Origin of the sequence: Thermoactinospora rubra, assembly GCF_002093975.1 — a bacterium.
GTDB classification, from domain to species: Bacteria; Actinomycetota; Actinomycetes; order Streptosporangiales; family Streptosporangiaceae; genus Nonomuraea; species Nonomuraea rubra_A.
Genome location: NZ_MSZZ01000023.1, coordinates 167,162 through 192,513, shown reverse-complemented (window position 1 = coordinate 192,513; position 25,352 = coordinate 167,162). Strand labels below are relative to the sequence as shown.

Below are 25,352 nucleotides of genomic sequence, written 5' to 3'. Positions count from 1 at the left end.
TCCCGATGGGGGCCGAGCGATCCGGTACGGCCCAGCCGTACCAGACCGCGACACCGGTTCCCGGGCGTGGCCCCTCGGGGACACGCCGTCAAGGGGTTCGGGAAGTCCCGGGCCCGGCTGAAGACGAAGTCAGTCAGATTCTCTAAGGAGAGAACCAGTGGCTAAGGCCAAGTTCGAGCGGACTAAGCCGCACGTGAACATCGGCACCATTGGGCACATCGACCACGGCAAGACCACTCTGACCGCGGCGATCACCAAGGTGCTCCACGAGCGTTACCCGGAGCTTAACGAGGCGACCCCGTTCGACAAGATCGACAAGGCGCCGGAGGAGAAGGCCCGCGGTATCACCATCTCCATCGCGCACGTCGAGTACCAGACCGAGAAGCGCCACTACGCTCACGTGGACTGCCCCGGTCACGCCGACTACGTCAAGAACATGATCACCGGTGCCGCCCAGATGGACGGCGCGATCCTGGTGGTCGCGGCGACCGACGGCCCGATGCCCCAGACGAAGGAGCACGTCCTCCTGGCCCGCCAGGTCGGCGTCCCCTACATCGTCGTGGCGCTGAACAAGGCCGACATGGTCGACGACGAGGAGATCCTGGAGCTCGTCGAGCTCGAGGTCCGCGAGCTGCTGTCCGCCCAGGAGTTCCCCGGCGACGACGTGCCGGTCGTGCGCGTGTCCGCGCTGAAGGCGCTCGAGGGCGACCCGAAGTGGGCCGACAGCATCATCGAGCTCATGAACGCCGTGGACGAGAACGTCCCCGAGCCGCAGCGTGAGATCGACAAGCCGTTCCTGATGCCGATCGAGGACGTCTTCTCGATCACCGGTCGCGGCACCGTCGTCACCGGCCGTATCGAGCGCGGTGTCATCAAGGTCAACGAGACCGTCGACATCATCGGCATCAAGCCGGAGAAGACCACCACCACGGTCACCGGCGTCGAGATGTTCCGCAAGCTCCTCGACGAGGGCCAGGCCGGTGACAACGTCGGTCTGCTCCTGCGTGGCATCAAGCGCGAGGAGGTCGAGCGCGGTCAGTGTGTCATCAAGCCGGGCACCACGACCCCGCACACCGAGTTCGAGGCTCAGGTCTACATCCTGAACAAGGACGAGGGCGGCCGCCACACGCCGTTCTTCAACAACTACCGTCCGCAGTTCTACTTCCGGACCACCGACGTGACCGGCGTCGTCCACCTCCCCGAGGGCGTCGAGATGGTCATGCCTGGCGACAACACTGAGATGCGCGTCGAGCTCATCCAGCCCATCGCCATGGAGGAGGGCCTGAAGTTCGCGATCCGCGAGGGTGGCCGCACCGTCGGCGCCGGTCGCGTGACGAAGATCCTCAAGTAGCCCGGACGGCGGCCGGCTCCCAGGAGCCGGCCGCTCTCCACGACCGGGCACCAGCCGTACTGTGTGACGGCGGTTCGCCAGGCGCGGCGAGCAACTCCCGCAGAGGGGTTGTTCACCAGGTGCGGCGAGCAACCGTCACGCGAGGGGCGCCTCATCAGCGCCCCGGGCACGTCGCGCCGCAGGCGCGACAAATAAGCGCGGCACCAGGCCGCTCGATACTTGTTCAGACGACAGCGAAGGACACCGAGGCCACTATGGCGGGACAGAAGATCCGCATTCGGCTCAAGGCCTATGACCACGAGGTCATCGACAGCTCGGCCAAGAAGATCGTCGAGACTGTGACGCGGACTGGCGCGAAGGTCGCGGGCCCGGTGCCGCTGCCGACCGAGAAGAACGTGTACTGCGTCATCCGCTCGCCGCACAAGTACAAGGACAGCCGCGAGCACTTCGAGATGCGCACGCACAAGCGGCTGATTGACATCATCGACCCGACGCCCAAGACGGTCGACTCGCTCATGCGGCTCGATCTTCCGGCCGGCGTCGACATTTCGATCAAGCTCTGAGGGAACGCACTGACATGGCTAAGACGATCAAGGGCGTCCTGGGCAAGAAGCTCGGCATGACCCAGGTCTTCGACGCGGACAACCGGCTCGTCCCGGTGACCGTCGTCGAGGCCGGTCCGTGCGTGGTGACCCGTATCCGGACCCCCGAGAAGGACGGCTACTCGGCCATCCAGCTCGGGTACGGTCAGGTCGACCCCAGGAAGGTCAACAAGCCGCTCGGCGACTACCTGCGCAAGCACAACATCACCCCGCGCCGTTACTTCGCGGAGATCCGCACCGACGACGCGAGCGAGTACACCCTGGGCCAGGAGCTGCTGGCCGACACCTTCGAAGCCGGCCAGTACGTCGACGTGACTGGCAAGTCCAAGGGCAAGGGCTTCGCGGGTGTCATGAAGCGCCACGGCTTCGGCGGTCTGGGTGCCTCGCACGGTACGCAGCGCAAGCACCGTTCGCCGGGTTCCATCGGCGGCTGCGCCACGCCGGGCCGCGTTTTCAAGGGTCTGCGCATGGCGGGGCGGATGGGCAACGTCCGCACGACTGTGCAGAGCCTCAAGGTTCACGCCGTGGACGCCGAGAAGGGTCTGCTCCTGATCAAGGGCGCGATCCCCGGCCCCAACGGCAGCCTGGTCCTCGTCCGCACCGCTGCCAAGAAGGGGGCGGCCAAGTGAGCACCATCGACGTCCTCGACGCCAGCGGCGCCAAGGCCGGCACCGTCGACCTGCCGGAGGACATCTTCGGCGCCAAGGTCAACGTCCCGCTGATCCACCAGGTGGTCGTGGCCCAGCTCGCCGCTCGCCGGCAGGGCACCCACAAGACCAAGACCCGCGGTGAGGTCAGCGGCGGCGGCAAGAAGCCCTACCGCCAGAAGGGCACCGGCCGGGCCCGCCAGGGTTCGACCCGCGCGCCCCAGTTCACCGGCGGTGGCACCGTCCACGGTCCGGTGCCGCGCGACTACTCGCAGCGGACCCCCAAGAAGATGAAGGCCGCCGCCCTCCGCGGCGCGCTGTCGGACCGCGCGTCCGGCGGTCGCGTGCACGTGGTGAAGAGCCTGGTCACCGGCGAGACGCCGAAGACCAAGGCGGCGCTGGAGGCCCTGCGCAAGGTCACCAAGGCTCCGCGGGTGCTCGTCGTGGTCGACGAGGCCGACGAGCTGACCTGGCTGAGCCTGCGCAACGTCCCCGAGGTCCACCTGCTGGACGCGGGGCAGCTCAACACCTACGACGTGCTCTGCAGCGACGACGTGGTCTTCACCCAGGAGGCGTACGACCAGGTCGTGGCTCGGCTGAGCCAGGGCGGGAAGGAAGACGCCTGATGGAGAAGATCGCCGACCCGCGTGACATCATCATCAAGCCGGTCGTCTCTGAGAAGAGCTACGGGCTGATCGACGAGCACAACAAGTACACGTTCCTGGTGAAGAAGACCGCGAACAAGACCGCGATCAAGATCGCTGTCGAGCAGATCTTCGGGGTCAAGGTCACCGGGGTCAACACGATCAACCGGCAGGGCAAGCGCAAGCGCACCCGCACCGGCTACGGCAAGCGGCCCGACACCAAGCGCGCGATCGTGAGCCTGGCGGAGGGCGACCGCATCGACATCTTCGGTGCGGTCGGCTGAGTCCGGTGGGGCCCGGCCTACGACGTTGAGAAGACGGTAAAGGTTCTGCGAGGGGCGCCTGACCAGCGCCCCGAGCACGTCGCGCCGTAGGCGCGACAAATAGACAGGGATGAACGAAAAAGATGGGCATCCGTAAGTACAAGCCGACGACTCCGGGTCGTCGCGGCGCCAGCGTCTCGGACTTCGCCGAGATCACGCGCAGCACCCCGGAGAAGTCGCTGCTTGCGCCCCTTCACAGCAAGGGCGGCCGCAACGTGCACGGCCGGGTGACCGCACGCCACCAGGGCGGCGGCCACAAGCGCGCCTACCGGATCATCGACTTCCGTAGGCATGACAAGGACGGCATTCCGGCGAAGGTCGCACACATCGAGTACGACCCCAACCGCACCGCCAACATCGCGCTGCTGCACTACGCCGACGGCGAGAAGCGCTACATCATCGCGCCGAACGGCATCAAGCAGGGCGACCGCATCGAGAACGGCCCCTCGGCCGACATCAAGCCGGGCAACTGCCTGCCGCTGCGCAACATCCCGACCGGTACCTTCATCCACGCGGTGGAGCTGCGGCCGGGCGGCGGCGCCAAGCTGGGCCGGTCCGCCGGCGCGCAGATCCAGCTGCTCGCCAAGGAGGGCCAGTACGCCACCCTGCGCATGCCCTCGGGCGAGATGCGCATGGTCGACGTGCGCTGCCGCGCCACGGTCGGCCAGGTCGGCAACGCCGAGCAGGGCAACATCAACTGGGGCAAGGCCGGCCGTATGCGGTGGAAGGGCAAGCGCCCGACCGTCCGCGGTGTGGCGATGAACCCCGTCGACCACCCGCACGGTGGTGGTGAGGGCAAGACCTCCGGTGGTCGCCACCCGGTGAACCCGAAGGGCAAGCCCGAAGGCCGTACCCGCCGTGCCAACAAGGCCAGCGACCGGCTGATCATCCGTCGCCGGAGCAAGAGGAAGAAGCGGTAGGAGCAGCCGAAATGCCACGTAGCCTGAAGAAGGGTCCCTTCGTGGACGAGCACCTTCAGAAGAAGGTGGACGCCCAGAACGAGAAGGGCACCAAGAACGTCATCAAGACGTGGTCGCGGCGCTCCATGATCGTGCCGTCCATGATCGGGCACACGATCGCCGTTCACGATGGCCGCAAGCACGTCCCGGTGTTCATCACCGAGGCCATGATCGGCCACAAGCTCGGTGAGTTCGCGCCGACGCGCACGTTCCGCAGCCACGTCAAGGAAGACCGCCGCAGCCGGCGGTAGCGCCTTTCAGAAGAAGCAAGAGGAGTAAGCGATGGAAGCCAGGGCTCAGGCGCGGTTCGTCCGCGTCACGCCCCAGAAGGCCCGCCGCGTGGTGGACCTCATTCGCGGGCTGCCCGCTTCGCAGGCGCAGGCCGTGCTGCAGTTCGCTCCCCAGGCGGCGAGCGAACCCGTCTACAAGGTGCTCAGCAGCGCCATGGCGAACGCCGAGCACAACTTCGACCTCGACCCGCAGACGCTCGTCGTGAGCCGCGCGTGGGTCGACGAGGGCCCGACGCTGAAGCGGTTCCGGCCGCGCGCCCAGGGTCGTGCCTTCCGGATCAACAAGCGGACGAGCCACATCACCGTGATCGTCGAGTCCCGGCCCGAGGGCCAGGGCAAGCAGCCGAAGGGAAGGACCCGCTAGTGGGCCAGAAGGTTAACCCGCACGGGTTCCGCCTCGGCATCACGACCGACTTCAAGAGCCGGTGGTACGCCGACAAGCTCTACAAGTCGTATGTCGCAGAGGACGTTGCCATCCGCCGCATGCTGCAGAAGGGCATGGAGCGGGCCGGCATCTCCAAGGTCGAGATCGAGCGCACGACGGACCGCGTCCAGGTGGACATCCACACCGCGCGTCCCGGCATCGTCATCGGCCGTCGCGGCGCCGAGGCGGACCGTATCCGTGGCGACCTGGAGAAGCTGACCAAGAAGCAGGTTCAGCTCAACATCCTCGAGGTGAAGAACCCCGAGATCGACGCGCAGCTCGTCGCCCAGGGTGTCGCCGAGCAGCTGTCCAGCCGTGTTTCGTTCCGCCGTGCCATGCGCAAGGCGATGCAGTCCGCCATGAAGAGCGGGGCCAAGGGCATCCGTGTCCAGTGCTCCGGTCGCCTGGGCGGTGCTGAGATGTCCCGATCGGAGTTCTACCGCGAGGGCCGCGTGCCGCTGCACACGCTCCGGGCGGACATCGACTTCGGCTTCTACGAGGCACGCACCACCTTCGGCCGCATCGGCGTGAAGGTGTGGATCTACAAGGGTGAGGCCCCCACCAGCCGCGCCGAGCGCGAGGCGGCGGCCGCCGGCGCCCGCGCCGGTCAGCGTCGCGACGAGCGCCGCGCCGGCGGCGCCGAGCGCCCGCGCCGCGGTGGCGCCGGCCGCGGCGAGCGCCGTGGCGGGCAGGGCCGCGCCCCCCGTTCTGAGTCCACCGCGGCGGCCTCCCCCGGAGCCGCCCCCGAGACCGGCCCGGCCGCGCAGCCGGGTGCTGAAGGGAGCTGACCATGCTGATCCCGCGCAGGGTCAAGCACCGCAAGCAGCACCGGCCTGACCGCAGCGGTGCCGCCAAGGGCGGCACGAGGGTCGTGTTCGGCGAGTTCGGCATTCAGGCGCTTGAGCACGCTTACGTGACCAACCGCCAGATCGAGTCCGCTCGTATCGCCATGACCCGTCACATCCGCCGTGGCGGAAAGGTGTGGATCAACATCTACCCCGACCGCCCGCTCACCAAGAAGCCGGCCGAGACCCGTATGGGTTCCGGCAAGGGTTCTCCGGAGTGGTGGATCGCCAACGTCAAGCCCGGTCGCGTCATGTTCGAGCTGTCTGGTGTCGCCGAGCCGGTCGCCCGTGAGGCGCTGAAGCGTGCGATCCACAAGCTCCCCATGAAGTGCAAGATCGTTAAGCGAGAAGTGGGTGAGGCGTGATGGCTAAGGGTCTGACCGCCGCTGAACTGCGTGAGGAGGACCAGGAGTCCCTGGTCCAGAAGCTGAAGGAAGCCAAGGAGGAGCTGTTCAACCTCCGCTTCCAGGCGGCCACCGGTCAGTTGGAGAGCCACGGGCGGCTGCGCGCCGTCCGCCGCGAGATCGCCCGCATCTACACCGTCATGCGTGAGCGCGAGCTCGGCATCATCCAGACGGTTGAGAAGGAGTCGAGCGATGCCTGAGAACCCGGAGACCGGGCGCAACTACCGGAAGACCCGCGAGGGCCTGGTCGTCAGCGACAAGATGGACAAGACCGTGGTCGTGTCCGTCGAGGACCGCGTCAAGCACCCGCTGTACGGCAAGGTCATCCGCCGGACCAAGAAGTACAAGGCGCACGACGAGCAGAACGCCTGCGGCGTCGGGGACCGCGTGCTGCTGATGGAGACCCGCCCGATGTCGGCGACCAAGCGCTGGCGCGTGGTGGAGATCCTCGAGAAGGCGAAGTAACGAGCACGTTTGTCTCGACGGTAAACTGACTCGGATACTTACGCGCCTCGTGGGGGGGCGGACAGCTGCCCCCCACGACGGTGTCCAAGGACGGGAGGTCCGCGAGGGCCTCCTGTCGCCTGCGGGGCGATTCTCCTTTCGGGTACGGCATGCCGTACCCGACTGTGAGGTTGTCGCCGGAGGACCAAGACCAGCGAAGTTCCGCCAGGCTCTCGCGTGAGAGAACCGGCGGAGACCTACAGGAGTAGACGTGATCCAGCAGGAGTCGCGACTCAAGGTCGCCGACAACACGGGTGCCAAGGAGATCCTGTGCATCCGCGTGCTCGGCGGCTCGGGTCGGCGCTACGCGGGCATCGGCGACGTCATCGTCGCCACGGTCAAGGACGCCCTCCCCGGGTCCACCGGTGTGAAGAAGGGCGATGTCGTCAAGGCGGTCGTGGTGCGCACGACCAAGGAGCGCCGCCGTCCCGACGGCTCCTACATCCGCTTCGACGAGAACGCGGCCGTCATCATCAAGGACAGCGGTGACCCCCGCGGCACCCGCATCTTCGGTCCGGTCGGCCGTGAGCTGCGTGACAAGAAGTTCATGCGCATCATCTCGCTCGCGCCGGAGGTGCTGTGATGGCCAAGACCCTCCATGTCAAGAAGGGCGACCTCGTCCAGGTCATCGCCGGCAAGGACAAGGGCGCCAAGGGCCGGGTGATCGCCGCCTACCCGCGCGAGGAGCGCGTGGTGGTCGAGGGCGTCAACATGGTGACCAAGCACGCCAAGGAGAACTTCCAGGGCCCCCGCGGCGCCAAGTCCGGCGGCGTGCGGCGGATGGAGGCTCCCATCCACGTGAGCAACGTCAAGAAGCTCAAGGAAGACAAGGCCGACAAGCCCGCCGACAAGAAGGCTGACGAGAAGAAGGCCGACTCGGAGGGTGAGGACAACTGATGACCGTCGAGACCACCACCGAGCGTCCCACGCCTCGCCTCAAGACCAAGTACCGCGAGGAGATCATCGCCAAGCTCCGCGAGGAGTTCGGCATCGAGAACGTCATGCAGGTGCCCGGCCTGGTCAAGATCAAGGTCAACATGGGCGTCGGCGAGGCGGCTCGTGACTCCAAGCTCATCGAGGGCGCCGTCCGCGACCTGACCGCGATCACCGGTCAGAAGCCGGCCGTGGCCCGGGCCAAGAAGTCCATCGCGCAGTTCAAGCTGCGTGAGGGCATGCCGATCGGCGCGCACGTGACGCTGCGCGGCGACCGCATGTGGGAGTTCCTCGACCGGCTGCTGACGCTGGCGCTGCCGCGCATCAGGGACTTCCGCGGCCTGTCGCCCAAGCAGTTCGACGGCAACGGCAACTACACCTTCGGTCTGACCGAGCAGGTCATGTTCCACGAGGTCGACCAGGACAAGGTAGACCGGCCGCGGGGCATGGACATCACGATCGTGACCACCGCTAAGAACGACGACCAGGGCCGGGCGCTGCTGAGGCACCTCGGGTTCCCGTTCAAGGAAGCGTAGACAGCCGCGAGGCTGAGGATCGCAACAAGGAGACCTGAGCATGGCGAAGAAGTCCATGATCGCCAAGGCGGCGCGCAAGCCCAAGTTCGCCGTGCGCGCCTACACGCGCTGCACGCGCTGCGGCCGTCCCCGCGCCGTCTACAAGAAGTTCGGGCTGTGCCGCGTGTGCTTCCGCGAGATGGCGCACCGGGGCGAGCTGCCCGGCATCACCAAGGCGAGCTGGTAAGCCCAGCCGTATCCATAGAGTTTTGTCCAGCGGGCCCTCGGCGAGAGGGCCCATGACCACGCTGCAGGTCCACCGGCAGAGCACGGCTCGGCCGACTGGAAACCGCGGCGAGGAAGGCCGTTGGCCATGACGATGACCGACCCGATCGCAGACATGCTGACTCGTCTGCGCAACGCGAACGCGGCATACCACGACACCGTGACCATGCCGTATTCGAAGATCAAGGCGCACATCGCCGAGATCCTCCAGCAGGAGGGCTACATCCAGGCCTGGTCCGTCCAGGAGGCCAAGCCCGCCAAGCAGCTCGTGGTGGAGCTCAAGTTCGGGCCGAGCCGCGAGCGGGCCCTTTCCGGCCTGCGCCGGGTGTCCAAGCCCGGCCTGCGGGTCTACGCGAAGAAGGACAACCTGCCTCGAGTCCTGGGCGGGCTGGGCGTCGCGATCATCTCGACGTCCCACGGCCTCATGACCGACAAGCAGGCAGGCAAGCGCGGAGTGGGCGGGGAAGTCCTCGCCTACGTCTGGTAACGAGGGGAGGAACACAGCATGTCGCGCATCGGACGGCTGCCCATCCCCGTGCCTGGCGGCGTCGAGGTCAAGATCGACGGTCAGAGGGTCGAGGTGAAGGGTCCCAAGGGCACGCTCACCCACACGGTGGCGGAGCCCATCAGCGTGACCCAGGAGGACGGCGCCATCACGGTGTCCCGTCCCAACGACGAGAACAAGGTCCGTGCCCTGCACGGCCTGTCCCGCACGCTGATCGCCAACATGGTGACCGGCGTCACGCAGGGCTACACCAAGACGCTCGAGATCGTGGGTGTCGGTTACCGCGTCCAGGCCAAGGGCCCGACCCAGCTGGAGTTCGCGCTCGGCTTCAGCCACCCCGTGATCGTGGACGCCCCCGAGGGCATCACCTTCCGGGTCGAGAAGCCGACGCTGTTCCACGTCGACGGCATCGACAAGCAGAAGGTCGGCGAGGTCGCCGCGAACATCCGCAAGATTCGCAAGCCCGACCCCTACAAGGGCAAGGGCGTGCGGTACCAGGGCGAGCAGGTCCGCCGCAAGGTCGGAAAGGCTGGTAAGTAGGCATGGCTGGCAAGATCGCGTTCAGCAAGCACACGGCTGCTCGCGCCGTCTCGCGGGCCCGCCGGCACGCCCGGGTCCGCAAGAAGGTCTTCGGTACGGCCGAGCGTCCGCGCCTGGTCGTGACCCGCTCGACCCGGCACATGTTCGTTCAGATCGTGGACGACACCAAGGGCCACACCCTGGTGAGCGCCTCCACCATGGACCCCTCGCTGCGTTCGGCCGAGGGCGACAAGACGGCGAAGGCCAAGAAGGTCGGCGAGCTCCTCGCTCAGCGGGCCAAGGCAGCCGGGATCACCGCGGTCGTGTTCGACCGTGGCGGAAACCGCTACGCGGGCCGCATCGCGGCTCTGGCGGACAGCGCCCGCGAAGGCGGGCTCGAGTTCTGATGAGGTCCCGAGGATCGCAACTGATGGCTACTGAGATGAGGAACCACTGATGGCTGCAACCCCGCGTCGCGGAGGCGGCACCGGTGGCGAGCGGCGGGACCGTCGTGACGATCGCCGCGGTGGCGCCGCCGACAAGGGCGTCTCGTACATCGAGCGCGTAGTGAAGATCAACCGAGTGGCCAAGGTCGTGAAGGGTGGTCGGCGCTTCAGCTTCACCGCCCTGGTCGTCGTGGGCGACGGCAACGGCCTGGTCGGCGTCGGGTACGGCAAGGCCAAGGAAGTCCCCGCGGCCATCGCCAAGGGCGTGGAGGAGGCCAAGAAGCACTTCTTCCGCGTGCCCCGCATCCAGGGCACCATCCCGCACATCGTGCAGGGTGAGGAGGCGGCGGGCGTCGTCTTCCTGCGGCCCGCCTCGCCCGGTACCGGCGTCATCGCCGGTGGCCCGGTCCGCGCGGTGCTGGAGTGCGCCGGCATCCACGACGTGCTGTCCAAGTCGCTCGGCTCGGACAACCCGATCAACATCGTGCACGCCACGGTGGCCGCGCTGAAGAGCCTGTCCAAGCCCGAGGAGATCGCGGCCCGCCGCGGCCTCCCGCTGGAGGACGTCGCTCCGCCGGCGATGCTCAAGGCCCGCGCCGAGGGTCTCGCCGAGGCCGCCGCTGCCGCCAAGGCGGTGAGCTAGTCATGGGTCGACTGAAGATCACTCAGGTCCGTTCGAAGATCGGTGGCAAGCAGGACCAGCGTGACTCGCTGCGTTCGCTTGGCCTGAAGCGAATCGGCGACGTCGTCGTCAAGGAGGACCGTCCCGAGATCCGCGGGATGGTCGCCAAGGTGACGCACCTCGTCGACGTGGAAGAGGTCGACTAGGCATGACTGACAGCACCAACACTGACAGGGCTCCGCTGAAGATTCACGACCTGCGTCCGGCCCCGGGCGCCAACAAGCCGAAGGTCCGCAAGGGCCGCGGCGAGGCGTCCAAGGGCAAGACCGCCGGTCGCGGCACCAAGGGCACGCACGCCCGCACCAAGGTCCACCTCGGGTTCGAGGGTGGCCAGGTGCCGCTGCAGAGGCGTCTGCCGAAGCTCAAGGGCTTCTCCAACGCCATGTTCAAGACGACCTACCAGGTCGTCAACCTGGACAGGCTCGGCGAGCTGTTCCCCGAGGGTGGCGAGGTCACCGTCGAGGCGCTGGTCGCCAAGGGCGCCGTCCGCAAGAACCAGCCGGTCAAGATCCTTGGCACCGGCGAGATCTCGGTCGCGGTGAACGTCACGGCTCACGCCTTCTCGGCGTCCGCGAAGGAGAAGATCGTCGCTGCCGGTGGTTCCGCCACCGAGCTGTAACGAGCTATTACAAGGCGCGGGGGTCCGGCCATGGGCCCCCGCGCCCATAGTGCGTTAGAGTTCGCCGAGACGGCAGTATTCTGCCGCTCGTCTGACCAATCACATCAGATGGCAGATCCCCGCACCATCGCAGACTCATATCGCCTGAAAGGCGCGCAGGAGGGACCGTGCTGACCGCGTTTACCCGGGCGTTCCGGACGCCGGACCTGCGCAAGAAGTTGCTCTTCACGCTGGGCATCATCGCGCTGTTCCGACTCGGCTCGGTTCTTCCGACACCGGGTGTCCACGTAGAAAACATCGCAGAGTGCTACAAGGTCGTCCGCAGCGGCAACGCCAGCAACGTCTACGGGATGGTGCAGCTGTTCAGCGGCGGCGCGCTCCTGAAGCTGTCGGTGTTCGCCCTGGGCATCATGCCGTACATCACGGCGAGCATCATTCTGCAGCTCCTCGTGGTGGTGATCCCACGCCTGGAGGCCCTGAAGAAGGAAGGGCAGGCGGGGCAGGCGAAGATCACCCAGTACACCCGTTATCTCACGATCGGCCTGGCGGTCCTCCAGTCCACGGCGTTCATCGCCCTGGCCAGGAGCGGGCAGCTGTTCCAAGGCTGCACGCTCGACGTGCTGGTGGATCCCAACGACGTCTTCCTGATCGTGACGATGGTGATCATCATGACCGCCGGCACCTCGGTGATCATGTGGCTGGGCGAGCTCATCACCGACCGCGGCGTCGGCAACGGCATGTCGCTGCTGATCTTCACGCAGGTCGTCGCCGTCTTCCCGTCGGAGCTGGCCAGCATCTTCCAGCGGAGCGCGTTCACCTTCGTGGCCGTGATGGTCGTGGGCGTCTTCATGGTGGCGGCGGTGGTCTTCGTCGAGCAGGCGCAGCGCCGCATCCCCGTGCAGTACGCCAAGCGGATGGTCGGGCGCCGGATGTACGGCGGCACCTCCACCTACATCCCGCTGAAGGTCAACCAGGCCGGCATCATCCCGGTCATCTTCGCTTCTTCACTGCTGTACCTGCCCCAGCTGCTCACCTCGCTGTTCGCGAACACGGAGAACCCCAACCCGATCGTCCAGTGGATCGCGACGAACCTGGCGACGGGCACCGGCGGCTGGTACATGAGCATCTTCTTCGCCCTGATCATCTTCTTCACGTACTTCTACGTGACCATTACCTTCAACCCCGTTGAAGTCGCCGACAACATGAAGAAGTACGGTGGGTTCATTCCGGGCATCCGCCCGGGCCGGCCGACAGCCGAATACCTGGGCTTCGTGCTCAATCGACTGACCGCACCGGGATCGCTCTACCTGGGGCTGATCTCCATGGTCCCGATCGTCGCGCTGTCGATCGCCGGCGCGAGCCAGAACTTCCCGTTCGGAGGGACGAGCATCCTGATCATGGTCGGCGTCGGACTTGACACGGTGAAGCAGATCGAAAGCCAGCTCCAGCAGCGCAACTACGAAGGCTTCCTGCGATAGTGCGGTTGGTTCTGGTCGGGCCCCCCGGAGCGGGTAAGGGGACGCAGGCCCAGTACATAGCATCGAACCTGTCCATCCCGAAGATCTCGACAGGTGACATCTTCCGTGCCAACGTCTCGGGCGGCACGGAGCTCGGCAAGCTCGCCAAGTCCTACATGGACCGCGGCGACCTCGTGCCCGACGAGGTCACTGTCGCCATGGTCCGCGACCGGCTCTCGGAGGAGGACGCGCAGGACGGGTTCCTGCTCGACGGCTTCCCCAGGAACGTGCCGCAGGCCGAGGTCCTGCGCGACATGCTCAAGGAGTGGGGGCAGACGCTCGACATCGTCCTCAACCTGGTGGTCGACGACGACGAGGTGGTGCGCCGCCTGGCCGGCAGGCGGACCTGCAGCCAGTGCGGGCGCATCTGGCACGTCGAGTTCGACGACAAGAAGGACGACAGGTGCGACGCTTGCGGGGGTCAGCTCTTCCAGCGCGACGACGACAAGGAGGAGACCGTCAGGCACCGCCTGGAGGTCTACCAGCAGCAGACCGCGCCGCTCATCGAGTTCTACGCCGATGAGGGGATCCTGGTCGGCGTCGACGCGACCGGCCCCGTCGAGGAGGTCACCCGGCGGGCCATGGAGGCGCTCAGGCCCTTCGCGGGGTGAGAGGCCCGGAGACTGAGATGTCCGGAAAAGGTCTCCCGCGACGTTCGCGGGGGACCTTTTCGCGTTCGCCGCTATTGTGAGGGAAATCAGGGCCAGTGGGGGGTGCCGAGGGTGTTCAAAAAGAACAGGCATGGGATCCAGATCAAGTCGCCTGAGCAGCTGGAGAAGATGCGGGCCGCTGGTCTGGTGGTGGCGCGCACCCTGGAGCTGCTCAAGCAGGCCGTCGAGCCGGGGGTGACGCCGCTGGACCTCGACGCGATCGCCGAGAAGGCGATCAGGGACGAGGGCGCGATCCCGTCCTTCAAGGGCTACCAGGGCTTCCCGGCCACGATCTGCGCGTCGGTCAACGACGAGGTCGTCCACGGCATCCCCACGGGCGCACGCAAGCTGCGCGAGGGCGACATCATCTCCATCGACTGCGGCGCCATCCTCGACGGCTGGCACGGCGACTCGGCGGTGACGGTGCCGGTGGGCGAGGTGGATCCGGCGCTCACCGAGCTGATGCGCGTCACCGAGGAGGCGATGTGGCGCGGCATCGCCGTGCTGACCGCGGGCCGCCACCTGTCCGACATCGGCTACGAGATCGAGAGGTACGTCCGCTCGCAGGGCCGCTACGGCATCCCCCAGGAGTACGGCGGGCACGGCATCGGCACGGAGATGCACATGGACCCGTGGGTGGCCAACCACGGTCGGCCGGGCCGCGGCCCGGTGCTGGAGCCGGGCATGTGCCTGGCGATCGAGCCGATGGTGAACCTGGGCACTCAGCGCACCCGCGTGCTGGCCGACGACTGGACCGTGGTGACCATCGACGGCAAGCCCTCGGCGCACTTCGAGCACAGCGTCGCGGTGACACATAATGGACCTTGGGTGCTCACCGCCCTCGACGGCGGGAAGGAGCGCCTGGCGCAGCTGATGACCTGATCCCCCGGGAGTGGTGACGATGGCGCAGAGCCCCGAGATGCGCGCTTCCGACGCGGATCGCGACAGGGTCGCCGCGGTGTTGCGTGAGCACACCGCCCAGGGGCGCATCACGGTGGAGGAGTTCAACGAGCGCCTGGAGCAGGTCTATCAGAGCAAGACCTACGGCGAGCTCGCGAAGGTGACGGCCGACCTGCCGGAGGTGGACCTGCGCGAGCGGGCGGCGCGCACGCCGGCCGTACCAGCCCAGAAGGGCGGCCTGCACCCGGGCATGCGGGCCGCGTGGGCGGCGTGGGCCTCGGCCAGCGCCGTGAACTGGGTGATCTGGCTGATCATCAGCCTGTCCTCCGGCGAGGCCATCTACCCCTGGCCGGTGTGGGTCATGGGCCCGTGGGGCGCGATCCTGCTGATCAGCACCATCTTCTCGCCGCGTCGTCGCTGAGTGTGAACAAGTACACTCTGTGTATTCCTGCGCGGATGGGCCGGTCGATCCTTCCTAGCGTGAGCGGTGTCCGGCAACACCGACCCACGAAAGGCCGACACGAAATGCGCAAGATTTTCGCAGCCGCCGCCCTGACCGCCTCCATCGCCACCGGCCTGGCCGTCGCCCCGGCCGCGGCCCAGGCGACCACCGCGGGGGCCCAGACCTCCACCGGCTTCTGGGGCAAGTACTACTCGAGCAACCACGACGCCTACGCCTACGGCAAGGTCTTCAAGAGCCACGGCAAGGTCTACACGAAGTGGTACGGCTACAGCAAGGACACCCACAAGCCGGCCTACGTGTGGTTCAAGTACTACCGCGACGGCGGCTGGCACACCAAGGTGTACGGCTGGAGCGGCCACAAGAGCGGCGGCACCTGGGGCTACAAGGGGATCAAGAAGATCTACACCTGGACCTGCTGGGGCAGCAAGTTCGACAACTGCGGTGGCAAGCACCGCATCTACTGATCCACGGGATCCACTGATCCACGGGTTCTCTCCCGAGCGGCCCGCCGGACCCACCGGCGGGCCGCTTCATGCTGTCCCGGCGTATACGGCAGGCGATCTGGGGTAACCTGGGACATGGTTGTGTCGGGACACCTGGCGCCGCGTTTCGCGTTTTCCGCCAGAGTGTCGTACACTCCTTAGTCGGCTCACTATGACCATCGCGCGTCAGCGGCCTTGGCAAGCCGTCGCTCTCACATGAAGCGCGTGGTCGCGGCTGCTAGTGGACCGATGCCTCAGACGACCGATCAGTGAAACGCGAGGGATTTTGGCCAAGAAAGACGGCGCCATCGAGATCGAGGGCACTGTTATCGAGTCGCTCCCGAACGCCATGTTCCGGGTGCAGCTTGACAACGGCCATAAGGTCCTGGCCCACATCAGCGGACGGATGCGGATGCACTACATCCGGATCCTGCCCGACGACAGGGTTGTCGTGGAGCTGAGCCCCTACGACCTCAGTCGTGGGCGGATCGTCTACCGATACAAGTAAAGACGTCTGAGGACACGAAGGACTATGAAGGTCAAGCCGAGCGTCAAGAAGATCTGCGACAAGTGCAAGGTGATCCGCCGGCACGGTCGCGTCATGGTGATCTGCGACAACCTGCGCCACAAGCAGCGCCAGGGCTAGTCGCCGTAAGGCTTCTCGCGAGTCCGCTCCATTGGGAGGCGGGCTCGACGCATGAGAAGCCTGCAAACAACAACTGATATCGCGCGTCACACCCACGTCAGTGGACACCCCCGGTCGGAGGCCGGGGCCCTCACCCCGGGCATGGGGAGGGGAGTGGGGCGTAGGACCTCCGCCACACAGAAGGAGAAATGCCCGCCATGGCTCGCCTGGTTGGCGTCGACCTCCCCCGCGACAAGCGGCTGGAGATCGCTCTCACCTACATCTACGGAATCGGCCGCACCCGCGCCAAGGAGATCCTCGCGGCGACGGGCGTGAGCGGCGACCTTCGCGTGCACCAGCTCACCGACAACGAGCTCGTCCCGATGCGTGACTACATCGAGGCGAACTACAAGATCGAGGGTGACCTGCGCCGCGAGGTCCAGGCCGACATCCGTCGCAAGATCGAAATCGGTTGCTACCAGGGCATCCGGCACCGCAAGGGCCTCCCGGTCCACGGTCAGCGCACCCAGACCAACGCGCGCACCCGCAAGGGCAAGAAGAAGACCGTCGCCGGCAAGAAGAAGCCCGGTAAGAAGTAGTCCGCGCAGCCGCAGGACCGAAGACCTCAGGAGTAACGGCAAGATATGCCTCCTAAGAGCCGCCAGGGCGCCCCGAAGAAGGTGCGCCGCAAGGAGAAGAAGAACGTCGCTCACGGCCACGCGCACATCAAGAGCACGTTCAACAACACGATCGTCTCGATCACCGACCCCAACGGGAACGTGATCTCCTGGGCCAGCGCCGGCCACGTCGGGTTCAAGGGCTCCCGCAAGTCCACCCCGTTCGCCGCGCAGATGGCTGCCGAGAACGCCGCCCGCCGCGCCATGGAGCACGGCATGCGCAAGGTCGACGTCTTCGTCAAGGGCCCCGGCTCCGGCCGTGAGACCGCGATCCGCTCCCTCCAGGCCACCGGCCTCGAGGTCGGCTCGATCCAGGACGTCACCCCGGTTCCGCACAACGGCTGCCGCCCGCCGAAGCGCCGCCGCGTCTGACACCCAGGAGAGATTGACACATGGCTCGTTACACGGGTGCGGACTGCAAGCTCTGCCGCCGGGAGAAGACCAAGCTCTTCCTCAAGGGCAGCAAGTGCGAGTCCGCCAAGTGCCCCATCGAGATCCGCCCCTACCCGCCGGGCGAGCACGGCCGTGGCCGGCCGAAGGAGACGGAGTACCAGCTCCAGCTCCGTGAGAAGCAGAAGACCCGCCGCATCTACGGCGTCCTCGAGAAGCAGTTCCGCAACTACTACGAGGAGGCCAACCGCAAGGGCGGCAAGACGGGCGAGAACCTGCTCCAGATCCTGGAGAGCCGCCTCGACAACGTGATCTACCGCGCCGGTTTCGCGCAGTCGCGCGACGCCGCCCGCCAGCAGGTCCGTCACGGCCACGTGCTGGTCAACGGCAAGAAGGTCAACATCCCGTCCTACCGCGTCCGCGAGCACGACATCATCGAGATCGCGGAGAAGAAGCGTAACCTGATGCCGTACGAGGTGGCCCGCGCCACCGCAGGCGACCGGCAGATCCCGGCCTGGCTGGGCGTCGTGCCGGACAAGATGCGCATCCTGGTCCACCAGCTGCCGGTCCGTCAGCAGATCGACACGCAGGTCCAGGAGCAGCTCATCGTCGAGCTCTACTCCAAGTAAGGGCTCACCGCGGGCGTCGTACGGCCGGCCCGGCCGTACGACGCCCAGGCTGTCAACAGAGCGGCGTCATATAGCGGGCGTCGCTCCTCACCAGGGGAGAAACCCACATGCTGATCGCTCAGCGCCCGACTCTGCTCGAGGAGTCGATCGACGAGTTCCGCTCCCGGTTCGTCATCGAGCCACTGGAGCCGGGCTTCGGCTACACCATCGGCAACTCGCTGAGGCGCACCCTGCTGTCGTCCATCCCGGGCGCGGCCGTCACCAGCATCCGCATCGAGGGCGTGCTCCACGAGTTCTCGACCGTTCCGGGCGTGAAGGAGGATGTCACCGACATCATCCTGAACCTCAAGGAGCTGGTCGTCTCCTCCGAGCACGACGAGCCGGTCGTGATGTACCTGCGCAAGCAGGGCCCCGGCGAGGTCACCGCCGCCGACATCGCGCCCCCGGCCGGCGTCGAGGTCCACAACCCCGAGCTGCGCATCGCCACCCTCAACGGCAAGGCCAAGCTGGAGATGGAGCTGACCGTCGAGCGCGGTCGCGGCTACGTCTCCGCCGCCCAGAACAAGCAGCCGGGCCAGGAGATCGGCCGCATCCCGATCGACTCGATCTACTCCCCGGTCCTGAAGGTCACCTACAAGGTCGAGGCCACCCGAGTCGAGCAGCGCACCGACTTCGACCGCCTCATCCTGGACGTGGAGACCAAGCCGGCCATGAAGCCCCGCGACGCGGTGGCCTCCGCCGGCAAGACCCTCGTCGAGCTCTTCGGCCTGGCCCGCGAGCTCAACGTCGAGGCCGAGGGCATCGACATCGGCCCGTCGCCGACCGACGCCGCCCTGGCGGCCGACCTGGCGCTGCCGATCGAGGAGCTGAACCTCACAGTCCGCTCCTACAACTGCCTCAAGCGCGAGGGCATCCACACCGTCGGCGAGCTCGTCGCCCGCAGCGAGCAGGACCTGCTCGACATCCGCAACTTCGGCGCCAAGTCGATCGAAGAGGTCAAGCAGAAGCTGCACGAGATGAACCTGGCCCTGAAGGACTCCCCGCCCGGGTTCGACCCGAGCGCGGTGGCCGGCGGCGGCTACGGCGACGACGACGACTCCGCCTACGTGGAGACCGAGCAGTACTGACATCGCGGATCTTCGGATCTGGCGGCCCGACTCCGGTACCTGACACGGCCGGGGCGGGTTAACACTCCAAGGAGAACGACATGCCCAAGCCCACCAAGGGTGCACGTCTTGGCGGCAGCCCCGCGCACGAGCGGCTCATCCTGGCCAACCTGGCCACCGAGCTGTTCAAGCACGGCAAGATCCGCACCACCGAGGCCAAGGCCAAGCGCCTGCGGCCGCTGGCCGAGCGCCTGATCACCAAGGCCAAGAAGGGCGACCAGCACAACCGCCGCCAGGTTCTCGCCGTCATCCAGGGCAGCGCACCGCGTCTGGACTTCCGCGGCAACAAGAACCCGGAGAGCAAGGTCGCGGTGGTGGAGAAGCTGTTCTCCGAGATCGCTCCGCAGTTCGCCGACCGTCCCGGCGGCTACACCCGCATCACGAAGATCGGCCCGCGCAAGGGCGACAACGCGCCCATGGCGATCATCGAGCTGGTGACCGAGCCGCTGAACCAGGCCCGCGTCTCGCGGCCCGCCGCTGCCGCCGCTCCGGCCGCCGCCGAGACCAAGGCCGCCGAGGAGGCGACCGAGGAGGCGACCGAGGCCAAGGCTGAGGCCAAGGACGAGGAGGCCACCGAGGCTGCCGCCGAGACCTCCGAGGCTGAGGGCTCCGAGACCTCCGAGCCGGAGGCCAAGAAGGACGAGGCCTGATCCGGCAGGCGGTGACACCTGGGCCCGGCGTCCCCTCGGGGGCGCCGGGCCTTCGTCATACGATCTGCTCCTACGGCTGAGGCCGGATCTTCCCGCTTCGTCGGGACTGTTCTCGGGACCAACCCGAGCCGAGGGCTTACGCAGGCTCCACATCCCGCCGGCACCCGCCACCGGACCCGTGTGCCGCCACGCTGTGTTCGCTTCCCTGGGCCGAGGCGCCCGGGCTCTCCACGCCAAGGAGGTTTGATGACATTGTCCGTGGTACGGCTCCGCCTCGACCTCGGCTACGACGGCACCGACTTCTCCGGCTGGGCCCGCCAGCCGGGCCTGCGTACCGTGCAGGGCGTGCTGGAGGAGGCGCTCGGCCGGATCCTGCGCCTGCCGGAGGGCGTGGACCTCACCGTCGCGGGGCGCACGGACGCGGGCGTGCACGCTCGTGGGCAGGTGGCACACGTGGACGTGCCGGTTCCGGCGCTGGACGAGGTGCTCGGCCATCGCCGCCGCGCGGAGCGCTTCGCGGCGGCCTTGGGGGGTACGGCGGAGCGGCCCGGCGGCGAGGTACGGCTTGGCGGTGAGGAGCGACTGGAGCCGACGGGCACACCCGAGGCGCTTCCCCAGGACACCGAGGCTTCTCAGGACAACGAGGCGCATCCCCAAGACACTGAGGCGCTTCCCCGGGACATGGACGAGCGGCTCGCAGCGCTCCTGCGGCGCCTGGCCGGAGTCTTGCCCCTGGACGTCCGCGTTCACCGCGTCAGCGTCGCTCCAGAGGGCTTCGACGCCCGCTTCTCGGCCCTGTCCCGGCGGTATGCGTACCGGGTGTGCGACGCCCAGGGAGGCGTGGATCCCCTGCGCCGCAAGGAGGTGCTCTGGCACCCCAGGCCCCTGGACGTCGACCGGCTGAACGCGGCCGCCGTACACCTGCTGGGCGAGCACGACTTCGCCGCCTTCTGCAAGAAGCGGGAGGGCGCGACCACGATCCGCGAGCTGCGGCGGCTCGACTGGGTCAGGGGCGAGGACGGGATCCTCGTCGCGACCGTGGTCGCCGACGCATTCTGCCATTCGATGGTCCGCGCCCTCGTGGGCTGCCTGCTGGCCGTGGGCGAGGGGCGGATGCCGGTGGAGTGGCCCGGGGAGGTGCTGACGCGAGCCGTACGGGACTCCGCGGTGCACGTGGCGCCGGCGCTGGGGCTGTGCCTGGAGGAGGTCGTCTACCCGGCCGACGACGAGCTGGCCGCCCAAGCCGCCAGGACACGTCGCGTCCGCACGCTGTGAGGAGCGCCCATCACCCGCTCGAGCCGGCCGGTCATCGCCGCTCCCGCAGTACCGCATAGGCCACGCACGCCGCGACCACCAGCGCGGGCACGCCGAGCAGGATGGCCGCGCGCAGGCCGTACTCACGGCCGATCAGACCGCCGAAGAGCGCGCCCAGGGGCGAGGCGGTCATCACCATGGTTGTCGAGGCGCTGGTGACGCGCCCGAGCAGGCCGCGGGGAGTGCCGCGCTGGCGCTGGGTGCGGGCGACGACGGCCCAGACGCCGAAGGCGGCGCTCGTGGCAGCCAGCCCGAGAGCGACCAGGACGGCCTCCGAGGCCAAGCCGAGCACGAGCTGGCCGCCGGCGGCCGCGAGGAGACAGGCGGCGAGGGCCGGAGCCGGGCCGAGCAGGCGCACGATGCGGGCGGCGAGGAAGCCGCCGACCAGGCCGCCGACGGCGCCGATGCCGACCAGGAGACCGTAGATCGCGGCGGGCAGCTGAAGTATCTGCTGGACGAAGAGGACCAGGACGACGAACCACATGCTGTCCACGAAGGCGAACGTGGCCGACAGCAGCGACAGCGTGAACATACGGCGTGAGCGGACCAGCCAGCGCAGGCCCGCCACGGTTTCGCTCCAGATGCGGCCCTTCGAACCCGGGTTCGGGGCGGGGGCGAAGACGCGGGGAAGGCTGAAGATCAAAGCCGCGGCGAGGGCCAGCGCGCCGCCGTTCACCGCGATGGGCAGGACCATGGCGATGCCGAACAGATAGCCCCCGACCGGTGGCCCGATCAGCTCGTTGCCCGCCACCTCCGCGTTGACCAGCCGGCCGTTCGCGCGTTCCAGGTCGGCGTCGTTCACGAGGGGAGGCAGCAGGGTGGCGGTGGCCGTGTCGCGCAACGTCTCACCCACGCCGCAGGCGAAGGCGACCGCGTAGATCCAGGCCACGGTGGCGGATCCGGTCAGCACGGCCACCGTCAGCGCCGCCAGCAGAGCCGTGCGCCCGCAGTCGACCAGGACGACGAGGCGGCGCTGGTCGAACCGATCGACCAGCGCTCCGGCGACCAGTCCCAGGAGCAGCCAGGGGAGCTGGCCCGCCACCGCGACCCCTGCCACGATGACGGGGTCGCCGCTCATCGAGGCGGCGAGCAGGGGCAACGCGGCGCTTCTGATGCCGTCACCGAAGTTGGACAGCGCCGTCGCGGTCCAGAGCCGACTGTAGGCGGGGCCCAGGGACATGGCAGTCATGCCTGCGATCATGGCATGGCGCCTTGCGGGAGAAACAGTGATCAAACCGGCGAAGCGGGCGAGGATCGGATCGAGCCGTCCGGCGGCGAAAGCGATCCATGCGCGGGACCGCGGATTCTCAAGAAGGGCCCGGACATCCGCGCGATGCCCCTACTGGCACCACCGCCCCCGGCCAGGTGGCGGGCAACGCTGTCGGCGGGCTCGGGTTCAGGGCGCGCATCCGGTGCCCATTCCGGGCGCTGAGCCCCCTCCGCGCACAGTCCTCAAGATCGTCTAGTTGCATCACGTAATGCTCGGTCTTCCGAGGTTCTGCTACTTCTCGCTGGGATTCCGGTCCGATCAGCCTCCGAGCGCCGTCCAGACCGATCGGCGAACGCCGCTGGCGCTCGCCACCGGAATCAGCGTGCCGGTCGCGTGGCCCGTGAGTCCGCATGTTGTACGGCGGTGGCGGGGTTGTCGGCGCGTTGAGCGTCAAGGCCATGGCCGCGGAGTGGCGAGGCGGGCGCGTCAGCCGCCGGTGGCGCGGCGCTCGAGGACGCGGGAGGTCTCGTCGCGGAACGCGCCGCTGACCTTGCTCAGGGCCGTCTCCTTGGCCGTGGGCGTGTGGCCGTCGGCGTGGGTGGCGTAGCTGAAGACGATGTAGCGGCCCCACAGCATGCCGGCCGCGTAGCCGCCCGCGATGGCGACCCGTTCGGCGCCGCTGCCCTGTGGTCCCGGCAGGGCGCGGAACCACAGGTTGCGGCCGAGGTTCTTGGCCTTGTCGGCCTTCGCGGCGGCGTCCTTGGTGGGCATGACGGCGATGCCGGTGGTGACGGCGTAGCGGCGCTTGCCGTCGACGTAGGTGGCGCGCAGGACCCTGGAACAGCCTTCCTCGCGCAGCGCGTCGGCGAACGGGCCGGACGCGGCCTTCTCGCAGTCCTTGGACAGCGAGGTGGCGACGCGAGTGTAGACCGTCTTGCCGATCTTGATCTTCTTCTCCGGGAACGCCTCGGACAGCGACATGGCGCGAGGGTCGGTCTCCTCCGAATCGAGGACCGCCGCCTGAGGGCTGGCCGCGGGGGTGGAGGCGACCGTCTCGGGCGGGGGACTGGCGGCCGCGGTGGGAGTCGCGCTGGCGACGGCTCCGGTCGTGCCGGGGGAGGCGTTCATCGAGCGGTACACGAAGAAGCCGCCCGTCGCGACACCCGCCACCACGAGCACGCTGATCGTGGCGAACAGGGCCTTCCTGCCGTTGCCCGGCTGCGGCGGAGGAGGCGGCTGCGGTACGTGGCCGGGCTGCTCCGAGGGCCACGGCGCGGCGGGGCTGACGACGATCGGGCCGGAAGCCTGCTGCGCCTCCTCGTGGGGGAAGGGCCTGGGCCATACGGGGACGTCGCCCGGCTCGGCGGGGCGCGTGACCGGGACGGTGACGGACGGGTCGAAGGCGCCGCCACGGTCTGCCGGAGCGTCGGACGGGTGCTCGGTGGAGGGATCCTGCCGGGCGACGGCGATCTCCGTGGAGGGATCCGGTCCGGGCCTCTCGGCGCCGGGCGCTTCCGCGGGCCGTTCGGGTTGCGGCGTCTCGGCCCTCTCTGGCTCGTGCCTGTCAGGTTCGGTCCTCTCGGACCCGGCTTCCGCGGAGGGGGATTCCTCCGTTTTCTCCGCTTCCTCGGTGGGCACGGCCTGCTCCGGCCTCTCCGGGAAGGCGGCCTGCCCGGAGGGGGCCGTGCTGTCGTGGTCGCCGTCCAGGGGCTCGCCGGTCGCCGCGGGCCAGGGCGGCATCACCGGGCTGTCGGAGACGGGGGCGGGCCACACCTGCATGCCGGCCGCCGCGGCCGTGAACCCCTGCGGAGGCTGCCAGCCCCCCTGCGGCTCCGGTCGCGGCTGCTCGCCGTCGAGGGGCGGGTCGGCGAACCAGTCGTACGGCCCGGCGTCGCCGTCCGGCACCTCCCACGGGTGCAGGGGCGTGAAGGCGGGCGGGTTGTCCTGACCGGCCGTTTCGGTGGTGGTGGGCTCGCCTGGCTGAGCGGTGTCCTGGTTCGGCGTCGACTGGTCCGATGCCGCCTGGTTCGGTGCCGGGAAGGCCGCAACGGGCATCCCGGTGGCGGGCGTGGGCGCTTCGCCGGTGGGCCGAGTGAAGTCCGCGGTGAGGTTCTCGCCGGTTGGCGGCGTGAGCGAGGCAGGCGAGGTGACGCCCTCCTGCGGCGCGTGCTCGGCGCTCGCGGCGGGCGAGTCGAGGACGTCACCGGGGACGGGCCTGCCCGGCGCCTCGACCTGGGACGCGGGCGGGAAGGCAGGGGCCGGGGAGTTGGGCCCGGAAGGCGGCTGGGCGGGAGGCGGCTCGGGTGTCCGGAACTCGTCCGTGCCCCGGAGCGCATCCGTGCCCCGGAACGCATGGGAGCTCTGAAACGACTCTGAACCCTGCAGCGGCTCCGAGCTTTGTGAGTGCTCCGAGCCGTGACGTGCCCCAGGAGCTTGGAGCTCCTCGGGAGTTCGAAAGGCCTCGGGAGTCTGAAGCGGCGTCTCAGGACTTCCGACCGCCTTGTGGGTCTGAGGTGACGTAGCGGGCGGTTCGACCGCATGCGGGCTCTGAAGCGTCTCGGCCGTCTCGCGATGCGGCCACAGCTCCTGCCGGAGCCGGCGGGCGTCGTAGGTCTGCTCGGGGTCCGGCTCGCCGCTCGGGTCGTCGTGGCCGTAGGCGGGGTGGAACCTCGGCATGGCCTGGGCCGGTGTGGTGGCGTCGCGGTCCGCTGGAGGGTCCTCGGGAGCCGGCAGCCCGGGAGGCGGGCCGGGGTAGACGGGGATCGGCGGGCGGACGGGCTCGGGCGACTGGACGTTGAACTGGGTCCAGGCCGGGCCGGTGTCGCCGGGCGGGGTGGGCGCCGCACCGCTGTCGCCGGGGGCCCACGGCGACCGTGGCTCCGGCTCGCGCTGCCATGACGCCGGAGGCGCCGACGGGGCGGCTCCGCCGTACGGGAAGGGCCCAGGGTCGGCGGGGTGGGGTGCCGGAGAAGGGGCACCGGGCGGCTGCGGGAAGGGTGCGGGCGCGCCCTGGAACGGGACCGGCTGCCCGGGGTGCGCGGCTTCGGACGGCCCGGCGGGGCTGGCGGCTTCAGACGGCCCGCCAGGGTGGACGGCTTCGGACGGCATGCCGGGGCCGGTGGTTTCAGAAGGCCCGCCGGGGCGCGCGAGGTCCGGGCGCTCACCAGCGTGGGCCAGCTCAG

Annotated in this window: 37 protein-coding genes; 35 read left to right on the top strand and 2 right to left on the bottom strand. The window is 68.4% G+C overall.

Going from position 1 to position 25,352, the window contains the following annotated elements; genetic code table 11:
• Window positions 1-157: 157 nt before the first annotated feature.
• The 35 genes from tuf to BSB02_RS42430 all read left to right on the top strand — a co-directional run bounded on the left by tuf (window position 158) and on the right by BSB02_RS42430 (window position 20,921).
• The gene (gene tuf, locus BSB02_RS23565) at window positions 158-1,351 is read left to right on the top strand and encodes an elongation factor Tu (protein ID WP_084961891.1); all 1,194 of its coding nucleotides are present in this window, start codon (window positions 158-160) and stop codon (window positions 1,349-1,351) included.
• Between the two features lie 254 nt (window positions 1,352-1,605).
• Complete coding sequence (gene rpsJ / locus BSB02_RS23560; protein ID WP_012887830.1) at window positions 1,606-1,914, top strand: 30S ribosomal protein S10; 309 nt, start codon at window positions 1,606-1,608, stop codon at window positions 1,912-1,914.
• 14 nt (window positions 1,915-1,928) lie between these two features.
• Window positions 1,929-2,582: a 50S ribosomal protein L3 gene (gene rplC, locus BSB02_RS23555; RefSeq protein WP_084961889.1), complete on the top strand. Its 654-nt coding sequence runs from the start codon at window positions 1,929-1,931 to the stop codon at window positions 2,580-2,582.
• Window positions 2,579-3,226: a 50S ribosomal protein L4 gene (gene rplD, locus BSB02_RS23550; RefSeq protein ID WP_084961887.1), complete on the top strand. Its 648-nt coding sequence runs from the start codon at window positions 2,579-2,581 to the stop codon at window positions 3,224-3,226. Before rplC ends, rplD begins: the two co-directional genes overlap by 4 nt.
• Entirely contained in the window at window positions 3,226-3,528 is a 303-nt protein-coding gene (rplW, locus tag BSB02_RS23545; RefSeq protein WP_084961885.1) for a 50S ribosomal protein L23, read from the top strand. The genes rplD and rplW overlap by 1 nt, the downstream gene beginning before the upstream one ends.
• 122 nt (window positions 3,529-3,650) lie before the next feature.
• Window positions 3,651-4,487 carry a 50S ribosomal protein L2 gene (rplB, locus tag BSB02_RS23540; protein ID WP_084961883.1) on the top strand — a complete coding sequence of 279 codons (837 nt, stop codon included), beginning with the start codon at window positions 3,651-3,653 and terminating at the stop codon, window positions 4,485-4,487.
• A gap of 11 nt (window positions 4,488-4,498) precedes the next feature.
• The gene (rpsS, locus tag BSB02_RS23535) at window positions 4,499-4,777 is read left to right on the top strand and encodes a 30S ribosomal protein S19 (RefSeq protein ID WP_084961881.1); all 279 of its coding nucleotides are present in this window, start codon (window positions 4,499-4,501) and stop codon (window positions 4,775-4,777) included.
• 31 nt (window positions 4,778-4,808) lie between these two features.
• Entirely contained in the window at window positions 4,809-5,180 is a 372-nt protein-coding gene (rplV, locus tag BSB02_RS23530; protein WP_084961879.1) for a 50S ribosomal protein L22, read from the top strand.
• Window positions 5,180-6,028: a 30S ribosomal protein S3 gene (gene rpsC / locus BSB02_RS23525; protein WP_084961876.1), complete on the top strand. Its 849-nt coding sequence runs from the start codon at window positions 5,180-5,182 to the stop codon at window positions 6,026-6,028. Before rplV ends, rpsC begins: the two co-directional genes overlap by 1 nt.
• 2 nt (window positions 6,029-6,030) lie before the next feature.
• Window positions 6,031-6,450 carry a 50S ribosomal protein L16 gene (gene rplP, locus BSB02_RS23520; protein ID WP_084961874.1) on the top strand — a complete coding sequence of 140 codons (420 nt, stop codon included), beginning with the start codon at window positions 6,031-6,033 and terminating at the stop codon, window positions 6,448-6,450.
• Window positions 6,450-6,689, top strand: a complete 240-nt coding sequence (gene rpmC / locus BSB02_RS23515) for a 50S ribosomal protein L29 (protein ID WP_084961955.1) — start codon at window positions 6,450-6,452, stop codon at window positions 6,687-6,689. Before rplP ends, rpmC begins: the two co-directional genes overlap by 1 nt.
• Window positions 6,682-6,954, top strand: a complete 273-nt coding sequence (gene rpsQ / locus BSB02_RS23510; RefSeq protein ID WP_084961873.1) for a 30S ribosomal protein S17 — start codon at window positions 6,682-6,684, stop codon at window positions 6,952-6,954. The genes rpmC and rpsQ overlap by 8 nt, the downstream gene beginning before the upstream one ends.
• A 250-nt stretch (window positions 6,955-7,204) precedes the next feature.
• Window positions 7,205-7,576, top strand: coding sequence for a 50S ribosomal protein L14 (rplN, locus tag BSB02_RS23505; RefSeq protein WP_084961870.1), 372 nt, complete (start codon window positions 7,205-7,207; stop codon window positions 7,574-7,576).
• Entirely contained in the window at window positions 7,576-7,890 is a 315-nt protein-coding gene (gene rplX, locus BSB02_RS23500; RefSeq protein ID WP_084961868.1) for a 50S ribosomal protein L24, read from the top strand. The genes rplN and rplX overlap by 1 nt, the downstream gene beginning before the upstream one ends.
• Entirely contained in the window at window positions 7,890-8,462 is a 573-nt protein-coding gene (gene rplE, locus BSB02_RS23495; RefSeq protein WP_084961866.1) for a 50S ribosomal protein L5, read from the top strand. The genes rplX and rplE overlap by 1 nt, the downstream gene beginning before the upstream one ends.
• 40 nt (window positions 8,463-8,502) lie before the next feature.
• Entirely contained in the window at window positions 8,503-8,688 is a 186-nt protein-coding gene (locus tag BSB02_RS23490; protein WP_084961864.1) for a type Z 30S ribosomal protein S14, read from the top strand.
• A gap of 126 nt (window positions 8,689-8,814) precedes the next feature.
• On the top strand, window positions 8,815-9,213 hold the full coding sequence (rpsH, locus tag BSB02_RS23485) for a 30S ribosomal protein S8 (protein WP_084961862.1): 399 nt from the start codon (window positions 8,815-8,817) through the stop codon (window positions 9,211-9,213).
• 18 nt (window positions 9,214-9,231) lie between these two features.
• Entirely contained in the window at window positions 9,232-9,771 is a 540-nt protein-coding gene (gene rplF / locus BSB02_RS23480; RefSeq protein ID WP_084961860.1) for a 50S ribosomal protein L6, read from the top strand.
• A gap of 2 nt (window positions 9,772-9,773) precedes the next feature.
• On the top strand, window positions 9,774-10,157 hold the full coding sequence (gene rplR / locus BSB02_RS23475) for a 50S ribosomal protein L18 (protein ID WP_084961858.1): 384 nt from the start codon (window positions 9,774-9,776) through the stop codon (window positions 10,155-10,157).
• A 49-nt stretch (window positions 10,158-10,206) separates the two neighbouring features.
• Complete coding sequence (rpsE, locus tag BSB02_RS23470; protein ID WP_084961856.1) at window positions 10,207-10,839, top strand: 30S ribosomal protein S5; 633 nt, start codon at window positions 10,207-10,209, stop codon at window positions 10,837-10,839.
• Between the two features lie 2 nt (window positions 10,840-10,841).
• Window positions 10,842-11,024: a 50S ribosomal protein L30 gene (gene rpmD, locus BSB02_RS23465; protein ID WP_084961854.1), complete on the top strand. Its 183-nt coding sequence runs from the start codon at window positions 10,842-10,844 to the stop codon at window positions 11,022-11,024.
• Window positions 11,025-11,026: 2 nt separating this feature from the next.
• The gene (gene rplO / locus BSB02_RS23460) at window positions 11,027-11,497 is read left to right on the top strand and encodes a 50S ribosomal protein L15 (RefSeq protein ID WP_084961852.1); all 471 of its coding nucleotides are present in this window, start codon (window positions 11,027-11,029) and stop codon (window positions 11,495-11,497) included.
• Window positions 11,498-11,664: 167 nt separating this feature from the next.
• Window positions 11,665-12,975 carry a preprotein translocase subunit SecY gene (gene secY / locus BSB02_RS23455; protein ID WP_084961850.1) on the top strand — a complete coding sequence of 437 codons (1,311 nt, stop codon included), beginning with the start codon at window positions 11,665-11,667 and terminating at the stop codon, window positions 12,973-12,975.
• Window positions 12,975-13,625 carry an adenylate kinase gene (locus tag BSB02_RS23450; RefSeq protein ID WP_084961848.1) on the top strand — a complete coding sequence of 217 codons (651 nt, stop codon included), beginning with the start codon at window positions 12,975-12,977 and terminating at the stop codon, window positions 13,623-13,625. The genes secY and BSB02_RS23450 overlap by 1 nt, the downstream gene beginning before the upstream one ends.
• 111 nt (window positions 13,626-13,736) lie before the next feature.
• Window positions 13,737-14,546 carry a type I methionyl aminopeptidase gene (map, locus tag BSB02_RS23445; protein WP_084961846.1) on the top strand — a complete coding sequence of 270 codons (810 nt, stop codon included), beginning with the start codon at window positions 13,737-13,739 and terminating at the stop codon, window positions 14,544-14,546.
• A 19-nt stretch (window positions 14,547-14,565) separates the two neighbouring features.
• Window positions 14,566-14,985, top strand: a complete 420-nt coding sequence (locus BSB02_RS23440) for a DUF1707 SHOCT-like domain-containing protein (protein WP_084961953.1) — start codon at window positions 14,566-14,568, stop codon at window positions 14,983-14,985.
• A 104-nt stretch (window positions 14,986-15,089) separates the two neighbouring features.
• Window positions 15,090-15,491: a hypothetical protein gene (locus BSB02_RS23435; RefSeq protein ID WP_084961845.1), complete on the top strand. Its 402-nt coding sequence runs from the start codon at window positions 15,090-15,092 to the stop codon at window positions 15,489-15,491.
• Between the two features lie 304 nt (window positions 15,492-15,795).
• Complete coding sequence (gene infA / locus BSB02_RS23430) at window positions 15,796-16,017, top strand: translation initiation factor IF-1 (RefSeq protein ID WP_030508344.1); 222 nt, start codon at window positions 15,796-15,798, stop codon at window positions 16,015-16,017.
• 24 nt (window positions 16,018-16,041) lie between these two features.
• Window positions 16,042-16,155, top strand: coding sequence for a 50S ribosomal protein L36 (rpmJ, locus tag BSB02_RS23425; protein WP_003956441.1), 114 nt, complete (start codon window positions 16,042-16,044; stop codon window positions 16,153-16,155).
• Between the two features lie 197 nt (window positions 16,156-16,352).
• Window positions 16,353-16,733: a 30S ribosomal protein S13 gene (gene rpsM, locus BSB02_RS23420; RefSeq protein ID WP_084961951.1), complete on the top strand. Its 381-nt coding sequence runs from the start codon at window positions 16,353-16,355 to the stop codon at window positions 16,731-16,733.
• 45 nt (window positions 16,734-16,778) lie between these two features.
• Window positions 16,779-17,183 carry a 30S ribosomal protein S11 gene (rpsK, locus tag BSB02_RS23415; protein WP_020542285.1) on the top strand — a complete coding sequence of 135 codons (405 nt, stop codon included), beginning with the start codon at window positions 16,779-16,781 and terminating at the stop codon, window positions 17,181-17,183.
• A 20-nt stretch (window positions 17,184-17,203) separates the two neighbouring features.
• Window positions 17,204-17,830, top strand: coding sequence for a 30S ribosomal protein S4 (rpsD, locus tag BSB02_RS23410; RefSeq protein ID WP_084961843.1), 627 nt, complete (start codon window positions 17,204-17,206; stop codon window positions 17,828-17,830).
• A 107-nt stretch (window positions 17,831-17,937) separates the two neighbouring features.
• A complete protein-coding gene (locus BSB02_RS23405) occupies window positions 17,938-18,957 on the top strand; it encodes a DNA-directed RNA polymerase subunit alpha (RefSeq protein ID WP_084961841.1) in 1,020 nt (339 codons plus the stop codon).
• A gap of 80 nt (window positions 18,958-19,037) precedes the next feature.
• The gene (rplQ, locus tag BSB02_RS23400) at window positions 19,038-19,646 is read left to right on the top strand and encodes a 50S ribosomal protein L17 (RefSeq protein ID WP_084961839.1); all 609 of its coding nucleotides are present in this window, start codon (window positions 19,038-19,040) and stop codon (window positions 19,644-19,646) included.
• 258 nt (window positions 19,647-19,904) lie between these two features.
• Entirely contained in the window at window positions 19,905-20,921 is a 1,017-nt protein-coding gene (locus tag BSB02_RS42430) for a tRNA pseudouridine synthase A (protein ID WP_420855881.1), read from the top strand.
• Between the two features lie 31 nt (window positions 20,922-20,952).
• Here BSB02_RS42430 and BSB02_RS23390 read toward each other — a convergent pair whose 3' ends face one another.
• Window positions 20,953-22,149, bottom strand: a complete 1,197-nt coding sequence (locus BSB02_RS23390; protein ID WP_158088709.1) for an MFS transporter — start codon at window positions 22,147-22,149, stop codon at window positions 20,953-20,955.
• 507 nt (window positions 22,150-22,656) lie between these two features.
• The gene (locus tag BSB02_RS39840; RefSeq protein ID WP_143591045.1) at window positions 22,657-25,278 is read right to left on the bottom strand and encodes a hypothetical protein; all 2,622 of its coding nucleotides are present in this window, start codon (window positions 25,276-25,278) and stop codon (window positions 22,657-22,659) included.
• Window positions 25,279-25,352 lie beyond the last annotated feature (74 nt).